This window comes from Pedobacter sp. HDW13, assembly GCF_011303555.1.
Classification (GTDB): domain Bacteria; phylum Bacteroidota; class Bacteroidia; order Sphingobacteriales; family Sphingobacteriaceae; genus Pedobacter.
This window is the reverse complement of record NZ_CP049868.1, coordinates 1,005,528-1,023,693: the sequence shown is the minus strand read 5'-3', so window position 1 is coordinate 1,023,693 and position 18,166 is coordinate 1,005,528. Positions and strand designations below refer to the sequence as shown.

The 18,166-nt window shown below is 40.2% G+C and carries 14 protein-coding genes; 2 read left to right on the top strand and 12 right to left on the bottom strand.

The genetic code is table 11. The annotated features are described in order from the left end of the window. Positions 1-27: 27 nt before the first annotated feature. From G7074_RS04170 to G7074_RS04125, 10 genes are all read right to left on the bottom strand, one after another. Complete coding sequence (locus G7074_RS04170) at positions 28-1,485, bottom strand: Gfo/Idh/MocA family protein (RefSeq protein WP_166207087.1); 1,458 nt, start codon at positions 1,483-1,485, stop codon at positions 28-30. Positions 1,486-1,517: 32 nt separating this feature from the next. Next, on the bottom strand, positions 1,518-1,898 hold the full coding sequence (locus G7074_RS04165) for a c-type cytochrome (protein ID WP_124559488.1): 381 nt from the start codon (positions 1,896-1,898) through the stop codon (positions 1,518-1,520). 91 nt (positions 1,899-1,989) lie between these two features. Then, complete coding sequence (locus tag G7074_RS04160) at positions 1,990-3,042, bottom strand: sugar phosphate isomerase/epimerase (protein ID WP_124559489.1); 1,053 nt, start codon at positions 3,040-3,042, stop codon at positions 1,990-1,992. A 9-nt stretch (positions 3,043-3,051) separates the two neighbouring features. Beyond that, complete coding sequence (locus G7074_RS04155) at positions 3,052-4,209, bottom strand: Gfo/Idh/MocA family protein (RefSeq protein WP_124559490.1); 1,158 nt, start codon at positions 4,207-4,209, stop codon at positions 3,052-3,054. Positions 4,210-4,291: 82 nt separating this feature from the next. Further along, entirely contained in the window at positions 4,292-5,992 is a 1,701-nt protein-coding gene (locus G7074_RS04150) for a GMC oxidoreductase (RefSeq protein ID WP_199748310.1), read from the bottom strand. Positions 5,993-6,016: 24 nt separating this feature from the next. After that, the gene (locus tag G7074_RS04145; RefSeq protein ID WP_124559492.1) at positions 6,017-6,601 is read right to left on the bottom strand and encodes a gluconate 2-dehydrogenase subunit 3 family protein; all 585 of its coding nucleotides are present in this window, start codon (positions 6,599-6,601) and stop codon (positions 6,017-6,019) included. A 281-nt stretch (positions 6,602-6,882) separates the two neighbouring features. Then, positions 6,883-7,788, bottom strand: coding sequence for a TIM barrel protein (locus tag G7074_RS04140; protein WP_166207084.1), 906 nt, complete (start codon positions 7,786-7,788; stop codon positions 6,883-6,885). Positions 7,789-7,836: 48 nt separating this feature from the next. Then, positions 7,837-10,767: a TonB-dependent receptor gene (locus G7074_RS04135; RefSeq protein ID WP_166207081.1), complete on the bottom strand. Its 2,931-nt coding sequence runs from the start codon at positions 10,765-10,767 to the stop codon at positions 7,837-7,839. A 193-nt stretch (positions 10,768-10,960) separates the two neighbouring features. After that, complete coding sequence (locus tag G7074_RS04130) at positions 10,961-11,983, bottom strand: FecR family protein (protein ID WP_124559495.1); 1,023 nt, start codon at positions 11,981-11,983, stop codon at positions 10,961-10,963. 106 nt (positions 11,984-12,089) lie between these two features. After that, complete coding sequence (locus G7074_RS04125) at positions 12,090-12,650, bottom strand: sigma-70 family RNA polymerase sigma factor (RefSeq protein WP_124559496.1); 561 nt, start codon at positions 12,648-12,650, stop codon at positions 12,090-12,092. 350 nt (positions 12,651-13,000) lie between these two features. Here G7074_RS04125 and G7074_RS04120 point away from each other — a divergent pair, with 350 nt between their 5' ends. Both G7074_RS04120 and G7074_RS04115 read left to right on the top strand, forming a co-directional pair. Then, the gene (locus G7074_RS04120; RefSeq protein WP_166207078.1) at positions 13,001-13,945 is read left to right on the top strand and encodes an NAD-dependent epimerase/dehydratase family protein; all 945 of its coding nucleotides are present in this window, start codon (positions 13,001-13,003) and stop codon (positions 13,943-13,945) included. A gap of 74 nt (positions 13,946-14,019) precedes the next feature. Continuing rightward, positions 14,020-14,748 carry a YebC/PmpR family DNA-binding transcriptional regulator gene (locus G7074_RS04115; RefSeq protein ID WP_124559498.1) on the top strand — a complete coding sequence of 243 codons (729 nt, stop codon included), beginning with the start codon at positions 14,020-14,022 and terminating at the stop codon, positions 14,746-14,748. A gap of 97 nt (positions 14,749-14,845) precedes the next feature. Here G7074_RS04115 and G7074_RS04110 read toward each other — a convergent pair whose 3' ends face one another. Next, a complete protein-coding gene (locus G7074_RS04110; protein ID WP_124559499.1) occupies positions 14,846-15,625 on the bottom strand; it encodes a prolyl oligopeptidase family serine peptidase in 780 nt (259 codons plus the stop codon). A 168-nt stretch (positions 15,626-15,793) separates the two neighbouring features. After that, positions 15,794-18,091 carry a beta-glucosidase BglX gene (gene bglX / locus G7074_RS04105; RefSeq protein ID WP_124559500.1) on the bottom strand — a complete coding sequence of 766 codons (2,298 nt, stop codon included), beginning with the start codon at positions 18,089-18,091 and terminating at the stop codon, positions 15,794-15,796. Between the last annotated feature and the right edge of the window lie 75 nt (positions 18,092-18,166).

The following is an 18,166-nucleotide window of genomic DNA, read 5'->3' as shown; positions in this document are numbered from 1 at the left end:
TTAGAAAGCCTATGAGGTTTGTGATTATTAAAGTGTTAAATTATTCCAGCCCTTGCGATATTCGCGTTTTACGAACTGGTTGGCTTCATCAAAGTTGGTTACCTTCATGTTGTCGTTATCCCAAAGCATTTTGGTGTATCTGCCCGGGTAAGTAACCTTACCATTTACGGTTTTCTGAATATCGAAGCTTCTGATTGCCAGATTGGCCATTAATAAAGCTTCGGTTAACGGACCGGCAATTTCGAAAGGAGAGCTTACTTCTTGCTTACCATAACCTGCAATTGCTGCTTCTACCCATTGTTTATAGTGGCCATTGGCGCCATCGGGCACACGCGCATATTTAGGCTTAACCTTAATGTCGTTATTTCTGATTAAAGGCAATAACTTAGGGTTGGCACTGTAAGTTTCAGACATCATTTTACCTTTGGTACCGATAAATAAAGTACCGTTACCACCGTCGCCAAAAGTTTCGTTTGCTTCTAATTCTTCAGGACGCTCTGGCTGAATACCACCATCCATCCAATGTAAGGTTACATCGCCTTTGGTTTTATTTGTTTTTGGGAATTTTAAGGTAACATGGCTTGATGGAGGACAACTCTCAGGGAAATAACCGCGTTTAAATTCATCCACATATACAGAGCCTACACTAGCCTCAACTTCTTTGGCATATTTTAAATTTAATACACTAAAAGGAGCTTCGATTAAGTGACAACCCATATCGCCCAATGCACCTGTTCCGTAATCCCACCAGCCACGCCAGTTAAAAGGAACCAGTTTATCAACAAAATCTTTTTCAGGGGCAGTTCCCAGCCATAAATTCCAATCTAATTCTTTCGGAATTTCGGCCTTTTGGCTTGGCCACGGAATACCCTGAGGCCACACCGGACGGTTGGTCCATGCGTAAACGGTATGTACATCGCCAATTAAACCAGCTTCGTACCATTCTTTCATTTGGCGCGGCCCATCGTTTGATGCACCTTGATTACCCATTTGTGTAACCACCTGATATTTTTTCGCAGCTGCAGTTAAAATGCGGGCCTCGTAAATATCGTGTGTTAATGGTTTTTGAACATACACATGTTTACCCAGTTGCATGGCTGCCAAAGCCTGGATAGCATGGTTATGATCGGGAGTGGAAACAGAGACAGCATCGAAGTTTTTATGCTCCTTATCCAGCATTTCGCGCCAGTCTTTATAGTATTTGGCTTTAGGAAAAGCTTTTACACTGTTGGCGGCCCGGCGATCGTCTACATCACATAGAAAGGCAATATCTGCTTTTCCGCTTTTGTAAAACATATCTAAATCGCTTTGGCCTTTTCCGCCAACACCGATACCGGCAACCAATAAGCGGTCGCTTGGTGCCAAATAACCTGGACCGCCCAAAACGTGGCGCGGAACGATCATAAATGCAGCGGCAGCGATTGCTGTTGTTTTAATAAAATCACGACGGTTACTCGTGGTTTTATTTTCTTGCTCTGTTTTCATATGAGGTAAATCGATTTGCTGATGAGGTTAAATTATTTTTTCAGGGACAAAATATATTTTACCATTAATTTTGCATCTTCTTTTTTAAGAGTAGCATGTGCAGTCATTGGCATGTTGCCCCAAACTCCGGTACCACCTTTAATAATTTTATCGGCTAACATGTTAATGTTTTTCTCGGTAGCCGGGTATTTTTTTGCAACCTCAATATAAGCTGGACCGATAATTTTATTGGTTTTGTTGTGGCAACCCAAACAGTCAGATTTATTAATTAGTTTTTCACCTGGATGTGATTGAAAGGCACTGTTGGCCATGGTTGCTGTTGCGATTGCACTTTTCTCTTTCGCTAAATCTGCTTTCGTGAAAGACGCCATAAAAATGACTACAGCGCCTAAAATTAAAAATGTTTTTTTCATTGTGTGTTTTGTTTTTATTCTTATTCGAGCTGGCATAAGCGGTAATATTAATTTGTTTTGCCTATGCAGGTTTCATTGCATGTTGTTACAGTTATAGTCCTAATATTTTTTTATTGAAAGCACTATCACTCCCTGATGCAGCAAAATCATCAAATGCTTTATCGGTTACGCTGATAATGTTCTTTTTAATAAAATCGGCACCTTCGCGTGCACCATCCTGCTGGTTTTTAATGCAGCATTCCCACTCCATAACGGCCCAACCTTTAAAATCGTATTGTGCCAGTTTACTGAAAATGGTTTTAAAATCTACCTGTCCATCACCAGGAGAGCGGTAACGGCCAGCACGATTTGCCCAGCTTTGGTAACCGCCAAAAGTACCTTGTTTACCTGTTGGGTTAAATTCTGCATCCTTAACATGAAAGGCTTTAATTCTTTCGTGGTAAAAATCAATGTACTGAATGTAATCTAACTGCTGTAAAACAAAGTGTGATGGATCATACAATAAGCATGCCCTAGGGTGATTATTTACTGCTGCAAGGAACATTTCGTAAGTTTCTCCGTCAAATAAATCTTCGCCAGGATGAATTTCGTAGCATACATCTACACCACATTGGTCAAATTCGTTCAAAATTGGTGTCCAGCGTTTGGCCAGTTCGGCAAAGCCTTCTTCTACCAAACCTGCAGGGCGTTGTGGCCAGGGATGAAAATATTGCCACAATAGCGAACCACTAAAGGTAGCATGGGCATTTAAGCCTAGGTTTTGTGATGCTTTTGCCGCATATTTCATCTGTTGTACGGCCCATTCAGTTCTCGCTTTTGGGTTTTTGTGTACTTCTTTTGGTGCAAAGGCATCAAACAAGTCATCGTAAGCAGGGTGCACTGCAACCAACTGGCCTTGTAAGTGTGTAGATAGTTCGGTTATCTCTAAGCCGTAGGTTGCAATTTTGCCTTTTAATTCATCAGCATAGGTTTTGCTTTCAGCTGCTTGTTTAAGATCAATAAAACGGGCATCCAGTGTTGGCATCTGGATACCTTTAAATCCCAAGTCAGCAGCCCATTTGCAAATGTTATCAAGGGTATTAAACGGTGCTTCATCGCTTATAAACTGCGCTAAAAATACAGCGGGTCCTTTTATCGTTGTCATGCCGAATTGTTATAGTTTATAGTCTAACCATTTTTGATCTGATTGGGCTGATGCCACAACATTTTCGATAAATGCCATTCCTCTGATACCATCTGCGGTACCTGGGAAATCAAGCATTTCAGCCGTAGGTTGCTCGTTATTTAATTTTGCATCTACAGTAAGTGCAAAGTTTTTATAAATGTTGGCAAATGCTTCTAAATAACCTTCAGGGTGACCACCTGGTGTGCGGGTATTGTGTTTTGCAAAACTACCCATATAGCCATTACCCGTTCTGTAAATCTGGGCAGGTGCGTTTAACCATCTTACAATTAGGGTATTTGGTTCCATCTGGTGCCACTCTAAACCACCTTTTTCGCCATAAACCCTAATTTTTAATGCATTTTCTTCGCCAGCGGCAATTTGCGAAGCTACTAATACGCCGTTAGCTCCATTATCGAATTTTAACAATACGTTACCGTCATCATCAATAGCTCTTCCTGGGACAACAATGTTTAAATCGGCACAAATTTTAGAGATTTTTAATCCTGAAATGTATTCAGCAAGATGCGCTGCATGTGTACCAATATCGCCCATGCAACCGCTTTTCCCGGTTTTAGATGGGTCGGTACGCCAAGCTGCCTGTGCATTGCCTTCGCGCTCAGAAAGTGTACTTAACCAGCCTTGAGGATATTCTACTACAATTTTGCGGATAGCACCCAGTTCGCCTTCGCTTACCATTTGCCTGGCTTGCTTAACCATTGGGTAGCCCGAGTAGGTGTGGGTTAAACAAAGGGTTAGGCCTGTTTCCTCTACTTTAGCCTGCAGTTGTTTAGCTTCATCTAGAGTTAAAGTCATTGGTTTTTCTATTACCACATTGAAACCTTTATCCAGTGCCATCATTGCTGGTGCAAAGTGGGCAAAATTTGGGGTAACAATAGTTACAAAGTCAATTCTTTCATCAGCTGGCAATTCGCTTTCTTTTGTCAGCATCTCTTCATAACTGGTGTAAATGCGGTTATCAGGAAGAAAAAGGATTTTTCCTGATTCGTAACCGATTTCGGGGTTTATGCTAAGCGCTCCTGCAGATAATTCAATCAGGCCATCCATATTAGCGGCCAAACGGTGTACGGCACCAATAAAGGCGTCTTTTCCACCGCCTATCATGCCCATTCTTAATTTTCTTTTCATGTTGAGGTATAGGGCATAGGGTAAATGGCTTAGGGTATAGGGATATTAACCTTATACCTTAAACCTTTCACCTTAAACCTTTCTAGATATTCTTTTTCTTTAATTCTTTTACTGCGTAATCTGCAGCACGTGCGGTTAGCGCCATAAATGTTAATGATGGGTTTTGACATGCGATAGATGGCATACATGATCCATCGGTTACAAAAACGTTATTCACCTCATGCATCTGGTTCCATTTGTTAAGCACCGATGTTTTTGGATCGTTACCCATTCTGGCTGTACCCATTTCGTGAATGGCCATACCAGGATAGCAACCATTATCGTAGGTTTTGATGTTTTTCATGCCTGCTTTTTCTAACATTTCAGCAGCATCGTTCATCATGTCCGTACGCATTTTTTTCTCGTTTTCCTTGTATTCGCAATCAATGGCCAATACCGGCTGTCCCCATTTATCTTTTTTGGTTTTATCAATGTAAACCTTGTTTTCGTAATATGGCAACATCTCTCCGAAACCGCCCAAGCCCATGCTCCATTTGCCTGGTTTGGTCATTTTTTCTTTCAGGTCTGCACCGAACGATAACTCGGCTACATCATTTTGCCAGTTACTTCTACTTGCACCACCCTGATAACCGAAACCACGTAAATAATCGCGTTTATCGTTTCCGATGTTTTGATACCTTGGGATATAAATACCGTTTGCACGACGGCCATAGGTGTATTTATCGTCGAAACCTTCAGCTTCGCCGGATGCACCACAACGGAAGTGGTGATCCATTAAGTTGTGCCCTAACTGACCGCTGCCATTACCCAAACCATTTGGATGCGCCTCAGAAGTAGAGTTTAACAAGATAAAAGTAGAACCTAAAGTAGAACCATTAACAAAAACAATTTTGGCATAAAACTCCATTGTTTTGTTGGTTTGTGCATCAATAACCATTACACCTTTAGCTTTTTTGGTGTCTTTGTCGTAAATAATGTGGTTTACAATAGAGTATGGTCTTAACGTTAAACGTTTAGTAGCCATAGCAGCAGGCAGGGTAGAAGATTGCGTACTGAAATATGCACCAAACGGACAACCGCGGCTGCATAAATTTCTGTACTGGCAATTGCCACGGCCTTTATGCGGAACGGTAAGGTTAGCCACACGGCCAATCATCATAATCCGCTCTCTTTTATAGTGCTCTTCTATACGTGCTTTTACCGATTTTTCTACAATGTTTAAATCCATTGGTGGTAAAAACTGCCCATCTGGACAGGTAGGCCAGTTTTCGTTAGAACCACTGATGCCTGCAAAACGCTCGGCATAATCGTACCATGGCGAAAGCTCGGCATAACGAACCGGCCAGTCACTTCCGTGACCATCCCTTGCGTTATCTTCGAAGTTATGATCGCTTAAACGGTAACTCTGACGGCCCCACATTAGCGATTTACCGCCCACATGGAAACCACGGTACCAATCGAAACGTTTATCTTCTGTATAAGGGCATTCCAAATCGTTTACCCACCATTTTTCGTTCGCTTCCTGATAAGGGTAATCTCTTTTTTGTACCGGGTGGGTACGTTTTTGCTCTTCAGTTAATTTACCAGCATGTTTAAAATCCCATGGATTTTTCATTGCGGTTTCGTAACCCGTGATGTGCTCAATGTTCATCCCTCTTTCGAGCATTAAAACGCGTAAGCCTTTTTCGGTAAGTTCTTTTGCAGCCCAGCCGCCACTAATCCCCGATCCTATAACAATAGCATCGTAAGTATTTTCTGCTTTTAAATTTGTATTTAAATTCATGATGTTTTGTCGTTGTAGTTGATGTTAGGTAGCCCACGATTTTTGGCCAGGCTTTAAGGTAGTATTGCCATCATAACGGCCTGGAACAAGAACGTAAGCCCTTGCTTTGGTGCAACCAATTTCGGATGAGTAATAACCTAGCAAAGTTAAATCGCGTGCGGTAATGAAGAAATAAGCTAAATCTTTGTTCTCCTCTGATTTAGTTTCTTTCTGTGCAATGGCGATGGTTCTTAAATCGGTCATTAACTTTTTGCGGTCGGCAAGGGTTAAGGTGATGTAACTTTTTCCGAAATCTTTCATCGATTTAGCCTGAAGGGCTTTAAATCCATTTGCGAATGAAGTTTGCATGGCAGCAGGATAACAGTCTTTCATCATCATTGGTATAAATTTACCTAATCCGGCAGCTTTGGCACCGGCAGATGACTGGGTAGTTGGAACAATGATATCAGCAAATTCAGCAAAAATCTTCTCATCCTCAATAGAATACTGTACGAAGTTTTTTTCGTTTTCCGGGAGCGTAAAACTTTCAAATAAAACGCCCATTGTACTTGCTGAGATTGCTCCTCCCAGCAAAAATGCAACGTTTTTGAGTGCTTCTCTTCTATGCATCGTATTTATGGTTTTATATATTGGTTATGTTATGTGTTGAATGAGTAATATTAGAAAAAATATAATGGAAACGTTAAGGTTACACCGTTAAATTATTGATACGCAACGCTATTGTTACTCCGAATAATTATTCTAAATAATATGGATTTTGTTTGTTTAATGCTAATTAAAGCCTGTTTTTGTGCTTAATTTACTTGGTGTAAAAAGTACATTTAGTGTGATTGAATGTCTTATTTACCAGTAAATCGTTAACAGCCTTTATTTCGGCAGAAATTTTGGGTTTAAAGCAGGTTCTTTTTAATGTAATTGTAGCTTTCTGTAATACTTTCAAAAGGCGGCTTTTTAATCAGGTCTTGTTCTGTGAAAATATAATCTACACCGGCCAGTTTTGAAGCTGTAAAAATGGGTTTAAAATCTATTCTGCCCGAGCCTACTTCGGTAAATACGGCCTTATCTTCTTTGTCCATATCCTTAACATGAAACATTTTATAACGGCCTGGATTTTTCTTAAACATATCAACAGGGTTCAAGCCTGCGTTAACTGCCCAGAAGATATCGAGCTCGAAACCTACAAGTTTGGCTTCAGTTTCATTTAATAAAATATCATAGCCTGTAAGACCATTTCCCTGATCTTTAAACTCGAAGTTGTGGTTGTGGTAGGCTAATTTTAAACCCGATTTTTGGCAAAGCTCTGCAGCCTGGTTAAACTTTGCTGCCATACGCTTGTAATCATCTAATGTACCATTTGCCCTGATATCTGTTGGTAAGGCAGGGATAACAAAATATTTCTGGCCAACTGTCGCTGCGGTTTCGATGTGCGATTTTAATACTTTGTCGTCGCTGGTAGAAAGAAATTCGGTTACATTGTAATGCCCGCTTGGCGATGTGAGTCCATTGGCTTTTAGTAGTTCATTAAAATCTCTGGCTTCTAAACCCCAAAAGCCTTTTACTTCATATTTGCCGGGATAGCCATAATAAGTTTCTACCTGATTATAACCGATGCGAGCTACTTGTGCTATTGTTGCTTTAACGTCGGCAGTTAACTGTTCACGTAAGGTAAACAGGCCGATGCCGATTTTCGAAAGTTTTGTGGGTTGGGCTAAAGCCGATGTAATAATTGATGGACTTAAAAAGGCTGCTGCACCAGCTAAACTTACCTTTTGTAAAAATGATCTTCTTGTTGTCATGATGTATTAGAATTAAAAAAACCGGAGCGTAAACTCCGGTTTTATTTGTTAGAATGAATAAGCCAATGATCCCCAGAAAGTACGTTGAAGTAATGTTCTGCCAATCATTAATGTGCCAGGGGTTACGGTCGAGAAATCTCTGAATTGGTCTCCGCGAACATCGCCCTCTGTCAGCACTTTTGCATTTAACAAGTTGTCTGCCCAAAATCTTACTGAAATCTTTTTAGTGAAATTATAACCTGCGCCTGCTTTCATTACCACATAGGCAGGTAGCCTGTAGCTATCGCTTGGCGAGGTGAAACGACTGCCTACATAATTTGCAGCTACATATAAGTTAAAGTTTTTATAATCGTAATTGGCGCCAAGCTCAGTATTTAAAACCGGAACACGTTCGGTTCTTTTACCGGTAAAACTGTAAACACGATCTCCGAATTCGGCCAGTACCGCTGCATTTCCTTTGGTTGATGCTTCGTAATCAGTGTATTTAGAATCCTGTAGTGTTCCGGTTAAGCGTAAGCTTAATGGTTTGGCAATTTTGTATGATACTTCATATTCGGCACTCCAGGTACGGGTAGAGCCAAAAGCCACTAAAGCCTGGGTACCTGCTGCTGTTGTTGGCACATTGATGGTTAAAGATACATTTTTAATGGCCGAGTAACTTCCTGAAGCAAAAATAGCCAGGTTGTTTTTGGCATATTTAAAACCAACTTCGCCTAAATAAACAGGGCGTTTTTTGATATTCGCCGCATTATAGGCTGCTGCATTATAATCGCCAATGTTAGGCGCATTATAAGCTTTTGTAGCTCTTGCAAAAATACTTGCGGTATTGTTTATTTTATAGTTTGCACCCAAAGAGGCCGACCAGTTGGTTAAGGTTTCATCGTAAGCGGTATAGCCTAATATTGTTGCGGTGGCGGCTGCAGTTGTGTTTACCGTACCGTTTGCATTTAAAGCATAATATGGTCTGTCGCCTTTTACGTTCTGGTTATCGATCCTTGCACCGATATCTAAACGCCACTGCTCCGAAATTTTAATCTCATCACTAACATAGGCAGATAATGTTCTGGTATCGCCAATAAAAGTGTTTTTGGTTTGGATTGTTCGTTCACCAGCAGTTGGCGATTGTAATAAGATGCTCGGATGCTCTTTAAATTCTGAGAACGAGCGGAAAGCATAGCGCAAATCATCGCGGTTATACTGATGAATACCTGCACCTATACCTAAACTATGGTTTTTAATAGTTTTCTTTAGATCCAAGTAATTTACAATCTGCACATCACTATTGATTTGACCATTGGCCGATGAAGTAATTACATAATCGCCGGTAACAAATGGTGCTACGGTACCACCCGGATAATAATAGGGGGTTGTTGCAGTTCTTGCTGCAATTCCGGCCGGAACGGTATAAGTAGAATTGGTATGGGTATTTTGGTAACGGAAATTGTTAACAATCTGCCAGCCCCCATCTGTCAGGTAGTTGAACTGAAAACCAACTGATCCTAATTTGGTATGGATACCATCTGTCAAACTAAAATTGTGATTGCCGGTTGCCGGATCATTGTAACTCCATTCGGTTTGAAGTGGAACGATAGATTGTGAAGCCATATCGTAATCGCGGTAAGTAGTTGGTTTGCCAGTACCATCGTAAGGGTAGTAACTGGTTAACAAAAACTGAACTTTATCGTTCAGGTATTTACCATACACACGGATAAAGCCTTTATGGTTTTTAAAATTAAAAGTCATGTTGCCTTTAATTTGCCCACCCTGGTTGGCCGGATTAAAACCCTGATCTACTACGCCATTATCGGTACGGAAAAAACCACCGATGTTGTATTTAATCTGGTCGTTTATTTTTCCCCCTGTATTTCCATCAAAGCGATATAAACCCTGCGAAAACCCTGTGGTGAATTTAAACTGGCCATATTGTTTATCGGCACCAACGTAGCTGAGGTTGTTAACCACTGCGCCTGGGGTATTGGCCTGAATAATAGAAGCATTACCACCTCTTACCGCTTCGATATTCTGAATGGTTAAATCTGTTTTATAATATTGATCTACAGATGGGTTGGTGTTGAAGCCTGTTGGCAAAAGGGGTAGTCCATCTTCCTGAATGCCCAGGAAAATATAACCGCCTTGCTGTGGAAACCCCCTTACCCAAACGTTGCCCGGACCATCGCCACCTGTACTTTCTACTGTTAAACCCGGTATTGCTTTTAACAAATCAGTACTGTTTAAAGGTGCCCTGTTGGTAATATCCTTATTGCTTACTGAAGTAAGGGCCACGCTACTTTCCAGTTTTTTCTTCGGGTTACCGCCAGTTACCATCACACTTTCCAACTGCAGGTTATCTTCTGATAAACTGATGTTCAGGTTTTCATCGGCATTGCCTGCAGATAGGTTTACTTCTTTAGATATATAACCTACATATCTTACCACCAGTACGCGGCTATCAACGGTGAGGCCTTTTAATGCAAAAGCACCATTCTCATCAGTTGTGGTACCAATGCTTTTCCCTTTTACGGTAACCGATACTCCAGGGATGGCGTTACCTTTGCTGTCGGTAACTTTACCGGTAACTATACCTTCAAAAGCCTTTAATAATGCCAGGTTGTTATTGGCGGGAATAGAATAGAGCAGAATCTGATCTTTAACTATCCTATATCCCACGTCATAACGTTTTAGCGAATTCTCAAGAAAGTACTTAAGTTTTTGGTTAACTACGTTGACAGAAATTTTCCTGTCAGAGTTGATTAATTGAGGGCTGTACACAAACTTTACATTTGCAAGCAACTCGGTTTTTTCGATAATGGTTTTAATATCTGTTTGATCGGCTTTGATCGAAATAGGTTTATTCAGGAATTCCTGGGCGCCTACATTTTTAGCGAATGCAGCACAGGTAAAAATTACTATTGCAAGTATTTGGTAAATCGAAACTCTCATTGCATATATCGCCAGCGAAATAAGTTGATTTTTTTTCATAAATTTGGTTATTGTTCATTAAATGATTGGATTTATTGGACATAGGAATACCATGAATACATTTCTTTGTATTTAGCTCGCCGGCAATGCCCCACATTGTCGGCTTTGTTTTTTAGAAAAATATTATGGAAAATCGGGCCGCGGTTACGGGCTGTTGGTGTTGTGGTTCTTGTTCATCGTTTTTATATTTTGGTTAGTTTTTATTCGAAACCACTATACTGGTTCCCTGGATATAATATTTGCTTGATATGGTTCCGCAAATAAGGTCGAGCTGCTCATAAAGCCCTTTTTTACTTAAATCTCCTGTAAAAGTGTAATTGGAAATCTGCTCGTTATCAGATTTTATGTCAATTCCGTAAGCCTCAGATAAGGTTTTGAAAATATCTTTAACACTTTCTTCTTTAAAGTTATAACTCAAACTTGTAGGCACATTGTAGGCCTCGGCCAAAGGAATAGGTTTACTTACTAAGGTTTTCTTTAAATTATGATCGGCAAAAATTCCTTTCTGGTTGGGTGTAAGTAAAATCGGCTTAGCCAGTTTTTGTGCGGTGAAACCAAAAAGAGAACTTTTTGCGTTTTCCTGAACCTGAACTTTTCCGGTTCTTACCGCAACCTGGGCAGGCATTTTATCCGTCGATGATTTTACCCAAAAGCTGGTACCCAGCACACGCACAACCAGTTTTTGATTGTACACATAAAAAGGTCTGTTAGGGTTTTTGCTTACCGAAAAGAAAGCGGTTCCTTTTAAATAAACCGTTCTTTTACCGGCAGCAAAAACCTTTGGATAAAGAATATTGGCCTGCGGTTTAAGTGTTACTGTACTTGAATCGCTAAGCGATATAATGATGGGACGATCAGTATCATTGGTTTTGCTGACTAAGTTCAATTCGCTGTTTTCGCTAATGAATGCTTGCTCAGCAGGATTGTAACGGGCAAAATATAAACCTCCAATTAAAAAGGCAATGGCTATTGATGCGGCAATAGCCAGCTTTGGCCATAGCTTTTTAATTTTTAAGGTTGTTTTTGGTTGCTGCTCAATGTTGTTGATGTTGAGCCAGGTGTTCGCCTGCATTTCATCGAGTGCAGTTGAAGACAAATCTTTAAAATTCTTGTTATTGATGTTATGGTACCATTTATCAATCCAAAGCTTTTCGGCTTCGGTACAATTTCCGTTTTCGTAACGGCTTAATAAATCGTAGAATGATTTCTGATCCATAAGAAAGAATATTTGGCTTTATACTATACAAGTAACACAAAGGAGGCGAAGCCCTAAAGCTGGAAGAGAAAAAAGATGAAATAAATTGTAATTATCTGTTAATCAGTTATAAAAAGATGTAAAAGTTTTTGATGTATTCTTTTATTCTTTTAATTGAGCGGGTAATGTGGTATTCTACAGCTTTTTCTGAGATGTTTAAACCAGTAGAAATATCTTTGGTAGATTGATGCTGGTAGCGGCTGAGCCTGAAAACTTCCTGTGTTTTTTCGGGGAGCGAATTGATACCTTGTTCGATAATGGCCGAAAGGTCGTGAAGGTCGACCAAATTAGCGGTATCCTGATGATCTTCGGTATAGGTAAGGCTTTGGTATTGCACATACTTATTTTCCATAACCAAACTTCTGATGTGGTTAATCACACTTAGTTTTAAAGCTCCGAACAAATACGCCTGCAGGTTATTGATTTTGGCTTCCTCTCGTTTTTCCCAAAGCGAAATAAAAATGTTTTGAACCAGCTCTTCGGCAATTACCTTATCACCTGTTTTTTTATAGGCTGCCAGTAATAATTCTTTACTGTAAGTGAAATAAACTCTTTCGTAAGCCTGCTTGTCGCCCAATTTTAGACGGTTAAGTAGATCATCAGAATTTTCAGGCTCAAAAGGAGTCATTGGTTTATTTGGTTGTACGCTAATTATAGTAAATGTATAAATTTTAAGTTTTAAAGTTGGAATGTTTTAAGATTGGAATACTTTATTGTTGGAATGTTTTAAAGTTGAAAGGTTTGAATGTTTATCAGTCCAGATAAGCAGTTTGCAGTTAACAGTTAGCAATTCGCAATTAACAGTTTGCAACTTACAATTAACTAATTTATACAATTTAAACTGTTAACCTGATCCAGTTAAGCAGTTTGCAGTTAACAATTAACCAGTTTAAACAATTAACCAACTTATCTACTAAGTATAAATAATTTATCTCCTTTTATCTCATTTTTTTACCTTTGCTCAATCTCAAGAAAAATATGCAAGAAAAAATTGTTGTTTTAGGCTCTAACGGGCAGATTGGTACTGAATTGGTTACCACTTTGCGTAAGATATATGGCGATGATAACGTAGTTGCATGCGATATCCGTAGGCCAGATTATGACATCAAAAATTCTGCGCCATTCGAATTTGTAAATGTGCTTGATAAAGAAATGATTAAAGGCATTTTTCACAAGTACAGGCCAACCCAGGTTTACCTGTTGGCAGCATTATTATCTGCAACAGGTGAGCAAAATCCTAAATTAGCCTGGGATTTAAATATGAACGGTTTGCTAAATGTATTAGATTTAGCACTTGAATATAAAACGGCAAAAGTGTACTGGCCAAGCTCAATTGCTGTGTTTGGACCAAATTCGCCTAAAGATCATACCTCGCAATATTGTGTAATGGACCCGAATACGGTTTACGGTATAAGTAAACTAGCGGGCGAACGCTGGTGCGAGTACTATAACCAGAAATATGGATTGGATGTTCGTAGTATCCGTTATCCGGGGTTAATTAGCTGGAAAGCGGCACCAGGAGGTGGAACTACCGATTATGCCATTCACATTTTCCACGATGCACTTAAAAAAGGCAGTTACCAGAGTTTCTTAAATGCCGAAACCGAACTGCCGATGATGTATATGGATGATGCCATCCGTGGTACAATCGAATTGATGGACGCACCTGCTGATCAGATTTCGGTGCGTAGCAGTTATAATTTTGCGGGCGTTAGTTTTACACCAGAGGTTTTAGCTGCCGAAATCAGAAAGCATATTCCGGATTTTACATTATCTTACACCGATAACGATCCACGTCAACAGATTGCCAATAGCTGGCCACGTTCTATTGATGATAACTATGCTGCAAAAGATTGGGGCTGGAAACCAGAGTTCGATTTATCGAGACTGACAATTGACATGTTAAAGAATTTAAAAAAATAATATAAAGGTAGAGGGTTGGAAGGTTGAAGGCCTAAGGTCTCACATCTCAAATCTGATATCTCAATACTTAAGCAATGGGAAGAGCATTCGAATTTAGAAAAGAAAGAAAATTTAAGCGTTGGGCCAAAATGGCGGTTCAGTTTACGCGTATTGGTAAAGATATTGTAATGGCGGTTAAGGAATCGGGGCCTCACCCTGAAACCAACTCGCGTTTACGTACTGCAATGCAAAATGCTAAAGCAGTAAACATGCCTAAAGATAGGGTGGAGGCAGCTATTAAGCGTGCATCTGATAAATCGCTGGCCAATTACGAAGAAATTGTTTACGAAGGCTATGCACCTCACGGAGTAGCAGTTTTAATTGAAACAGCAACCGATAATACCAACCGTACTGTAGCCAACGTGCGCAGTTACTTTAACAAAACCAATGGAACTTTAGGTAAAACAGGTTCTTTAGACTTTGTTTTTAACCGCAAATCTATTTTTCGCTTTGTGCCTGCCGATGGTTTAGATCTGGAAGAACTAGAGTTTGAATTGATTGATGCAGGTTTGGAAGAACTATATGTAGAAGCCGATGAGGAAGGAAATGATATCGCTGTTGCACAGGGAGCATTCGAAAACTTTGGCTCTTTACAAAAAGCACTGGAAGAAAAAGGTATTGAATTAAAAAGCTCTAAACTGGAGCGTATTGCTTTATCGCATCACGAGGTTACAGAAGAGCAGGCTGCCGATGTTTTAAAACTGATTGATAAACTGGAAGAGGATGATGATGTGCAGGCGGTTTACCACAATATGGCTGAGTAATATCATTTGATATTTTATATAAAAGGTCCCGATGTTAACATTGGGACCTTTTTCATTTAGACCTTACAGTTTTTTAAAACCTGTAAGGTCTGATAAACTATTTCTTATGCGAAAACAACCAGGGCAATAACTCGGGTTCCGCAAATGCACTGTCCCAGCTGTTGTGGTTAGCATTTGGATAAAGCGAAAACTTAACCTCGTCGCCAACTGTTTTTAAACGTTCGGCAATAGCGATGGATAGTGCCGGATCTACAATATCGTCTTTTGCACCATGGAAAATCCATAGTGGCGTTTTCTTGTATTTTTTAATGTTATTGGTATTGTCGCCACCACAAATGGCAATGGCTGCGGCAAATTTGCGACGCTCTCTTCTTAACAGCTCGTAAGTTCCCATTCCACCCATGGAGAGGCCACCAACATAAACCTGTTCGCGGCTTACGTAAGGCTTTTTCAGGAAATCTTTAATCATACCCTGCAATGCGTGCATAATTTTGGTTGGCTTACCTCCTTCAACAAAGCTTAATTTTCGTTTGCCATTGGCATCGTTATCTAAATTGATGTTGGCCCAAAAATCATTTGCCGGGCATTGCGGGAATACCACAATAGCAGGAAAGTTTTTGCGGACATCGTTTTTCAAAAAAAGTTTGCCCCCGTGTACCAGCTGACTGGCATTATCGTTACCCCTTTCGCCACTACCATGCAGGAAAACAACTAAGGGATATTTTTCCTCAGGGTTAAAGTTCTCCGGAAAAAGCACCCTATAATAAATAGAATCCTTGCCTTTGATAAAACTTCCCCTGTCGTATTTTTTAAAATCCTGAGCGTTTAAAAAGAGTACAGAAAAAAGAATACTGATAGTGAGAAAAATCTTTTTCATCTGTTTAATTTATTTTAATTGTGATAAATCCCCGCCTGCAGCAGACAGGCATCACGGTATGTTATTTCCACTTGTGTTTTGATAAATTACAGTGGCTTCATTTAACAAAAATAGAAAACCCTGGCTACTTTACAATAGCACAGGGTTAACAACCAAACCTAATTGTCTTTATTTCAGTGCAAAAGATGCTTCTTTTACATCGCGTGAGTTGGTGCCAATGAATACTTTAAAATCGCCAGGCTCTGCTACAAACTTTAAATCTGAGTTGTAGAATTTAAGGTCGTTTTCGGTAAGGTTGAAAGTGATGGTTTTGCTTTCACCAGCCTTTAAACTTACTTTCTGGAAACCTTTTAGTTCTTTTACCGGACGCGTAATGCTGCCCACTAAATCGCGGATATACAGTTGTACTACCTCCTGACCATCGTATTTGCCCGTATTACTTAAGGTAACAGATGCGTTGATGGATTTGCCTTTGGTTAAAGTATTTGAGCTTAATTTAATATCGCTGTAATTAAATGTGGTATAACTTAAACCGAAACCGAACGGATATAAGGGATCATTGCTCACGTCTAAATAATTAGAACGGAACTTTTCGAACCATTTACCTTCGGCCAAAGGACGGCCAGTATTTTTGTGCGCATAATAAAGTGGTACCTGACCAACATTTTGAGGGAAAGTAGCACTTAATTTACCCGAAGGGTTCACATCACCAAAAAGTACATCTGCAATAGCACTGCCAGCTTCACTACCCGGAAACCAAACATTTAAAATGGCCGGTATATTTTCTTCCTCCCACTTTAATGCCAATGGACGGCCAGTAAACAAAACCAAAATCACTGGTTTGCCTGTTTTAGCTAAAGCTTTTAACAGATTTTTTTGTGTTTCAGGAATCTGGATATCGGTAACACTGCTGCTCTCCCCTGTAAATTCAGAACTTTCGCCCATGGTAGCTACAATCACATCCGATTTTTTTGCAACCTCTAAAGCTTCCTGAATCATATCTGCTTCTGTGCGCGAATCGTGCTTGTAGGTAGGGTTGTGGATGTTTACATAACGGTGCTCTAAAGCAGAATCGGCAAGGAAATTTGATCCACGGGCAGTTAATATTTTGGCATTGTTGCCTAAAGCATTTTTTAAACCCTGCAATACCGTTACCGATTTGTCAAATAAGGCTGCAACACTCCAGGTACCGTACATATTTGCAGTATTATCGGCCAATGGGCCAATTAGGCCAATGGTGCCCGATTTTTTTAGTGGTAATACGTTGTTTTTGTTTTTTAGCAGCACAAAGCTTTCTGCTGCAATCTGGCGCGCAATGCTTCTGTTTTCGGGATTGAAAACTTCTTTTTCTGCTCTTTGTGCATCGCAGAATTTATAAGGATCAGCAAATAAGCCTAGTTTGTATTTTGCCTGAAGGATTAATCGGCAAGCCCTGTTAATCTGATCAATGCTAACTTTCTTTTCTGCAAGCGATTTTTTTAAGGTACCTAAAAAACCTTCTCCAACCATGTCCATATCTATTCCAGCATTTAAAGCTAAAGCAGAAACAGTTTGTAAATCGCCCATGCCGTGTGCAATCATTTCCGGAATGCCGGTATAATCTGTCACCACAAAGCCTTTAAAGCCCCACTGGTTGCGTAAAACCTCGGTCATTAACCATTTACTGCCTGTAGCCGGAATTCCGTCGACCTCGTTAAAAGAAGCCATAATACTGGCTGCACCTGCATCAACGGCTGCTTTGTAAGGTGGAAGGTATTCATTGTACATTTTTACCTTACTCATATCGGTGGTATTGTAATCTCTTCCGGCTTCGGCTGCTCCATAAAGGGCATAGTGTTTTACACAAGCCAGAATTTCGTTATTGGCCTGCAATTTACCCTGGTAACCTTTTACCATGGCTTTTGCAATTTGAGAACCCAGGTAAGGGTCTTCTCCATTGCCTTCAGAAATCCTTCCCCAACGCGGGTCACGCGAAATGTCGACCATAGGAGAGAAGGTCCAGTTGATACCGCTTGCACTAGCTTCAATGGCCGCCACACGTGCTGATTTTTGTACCGCATCCATGTTCCAAGTGGCACTCATACCCAGTGGGATCGGGAAAACAGTGTTATAGCCATGGATTACATCCATGCCAAACAACAAAGGGATTTTCATCCTGCTGTTTTCCACGGCAACCTTTTGTACTGCCTTGATTTTCTCAACCCCCTTAATATTGAACAAACCACCAACCTGGCCATCCCTGATTTTTTTACCAATATCGCTGCTATTGGCTTGTCCGGTGGTAATATCACCAGAACTTGGCAAATTCAGCTGGCCAATTTTCTCCTCAACCGTCATTTTAGCCATGAGGTTGTTGATGAAGGTATTCATCTTTGCTTCTTCGGCCGAAACCGGTTTTTTGGTCTGCGCAGATGCGTTCAGTACGAGGGCTGTAAAAAAAACAACCAGGATTTTCGCTCTATTCATTGTATGTGTATTTTATTCTTTTTCCTTATTGTGTTTTAATCGTTATAAACGATTTACTATTTCCACGCTCGTTAC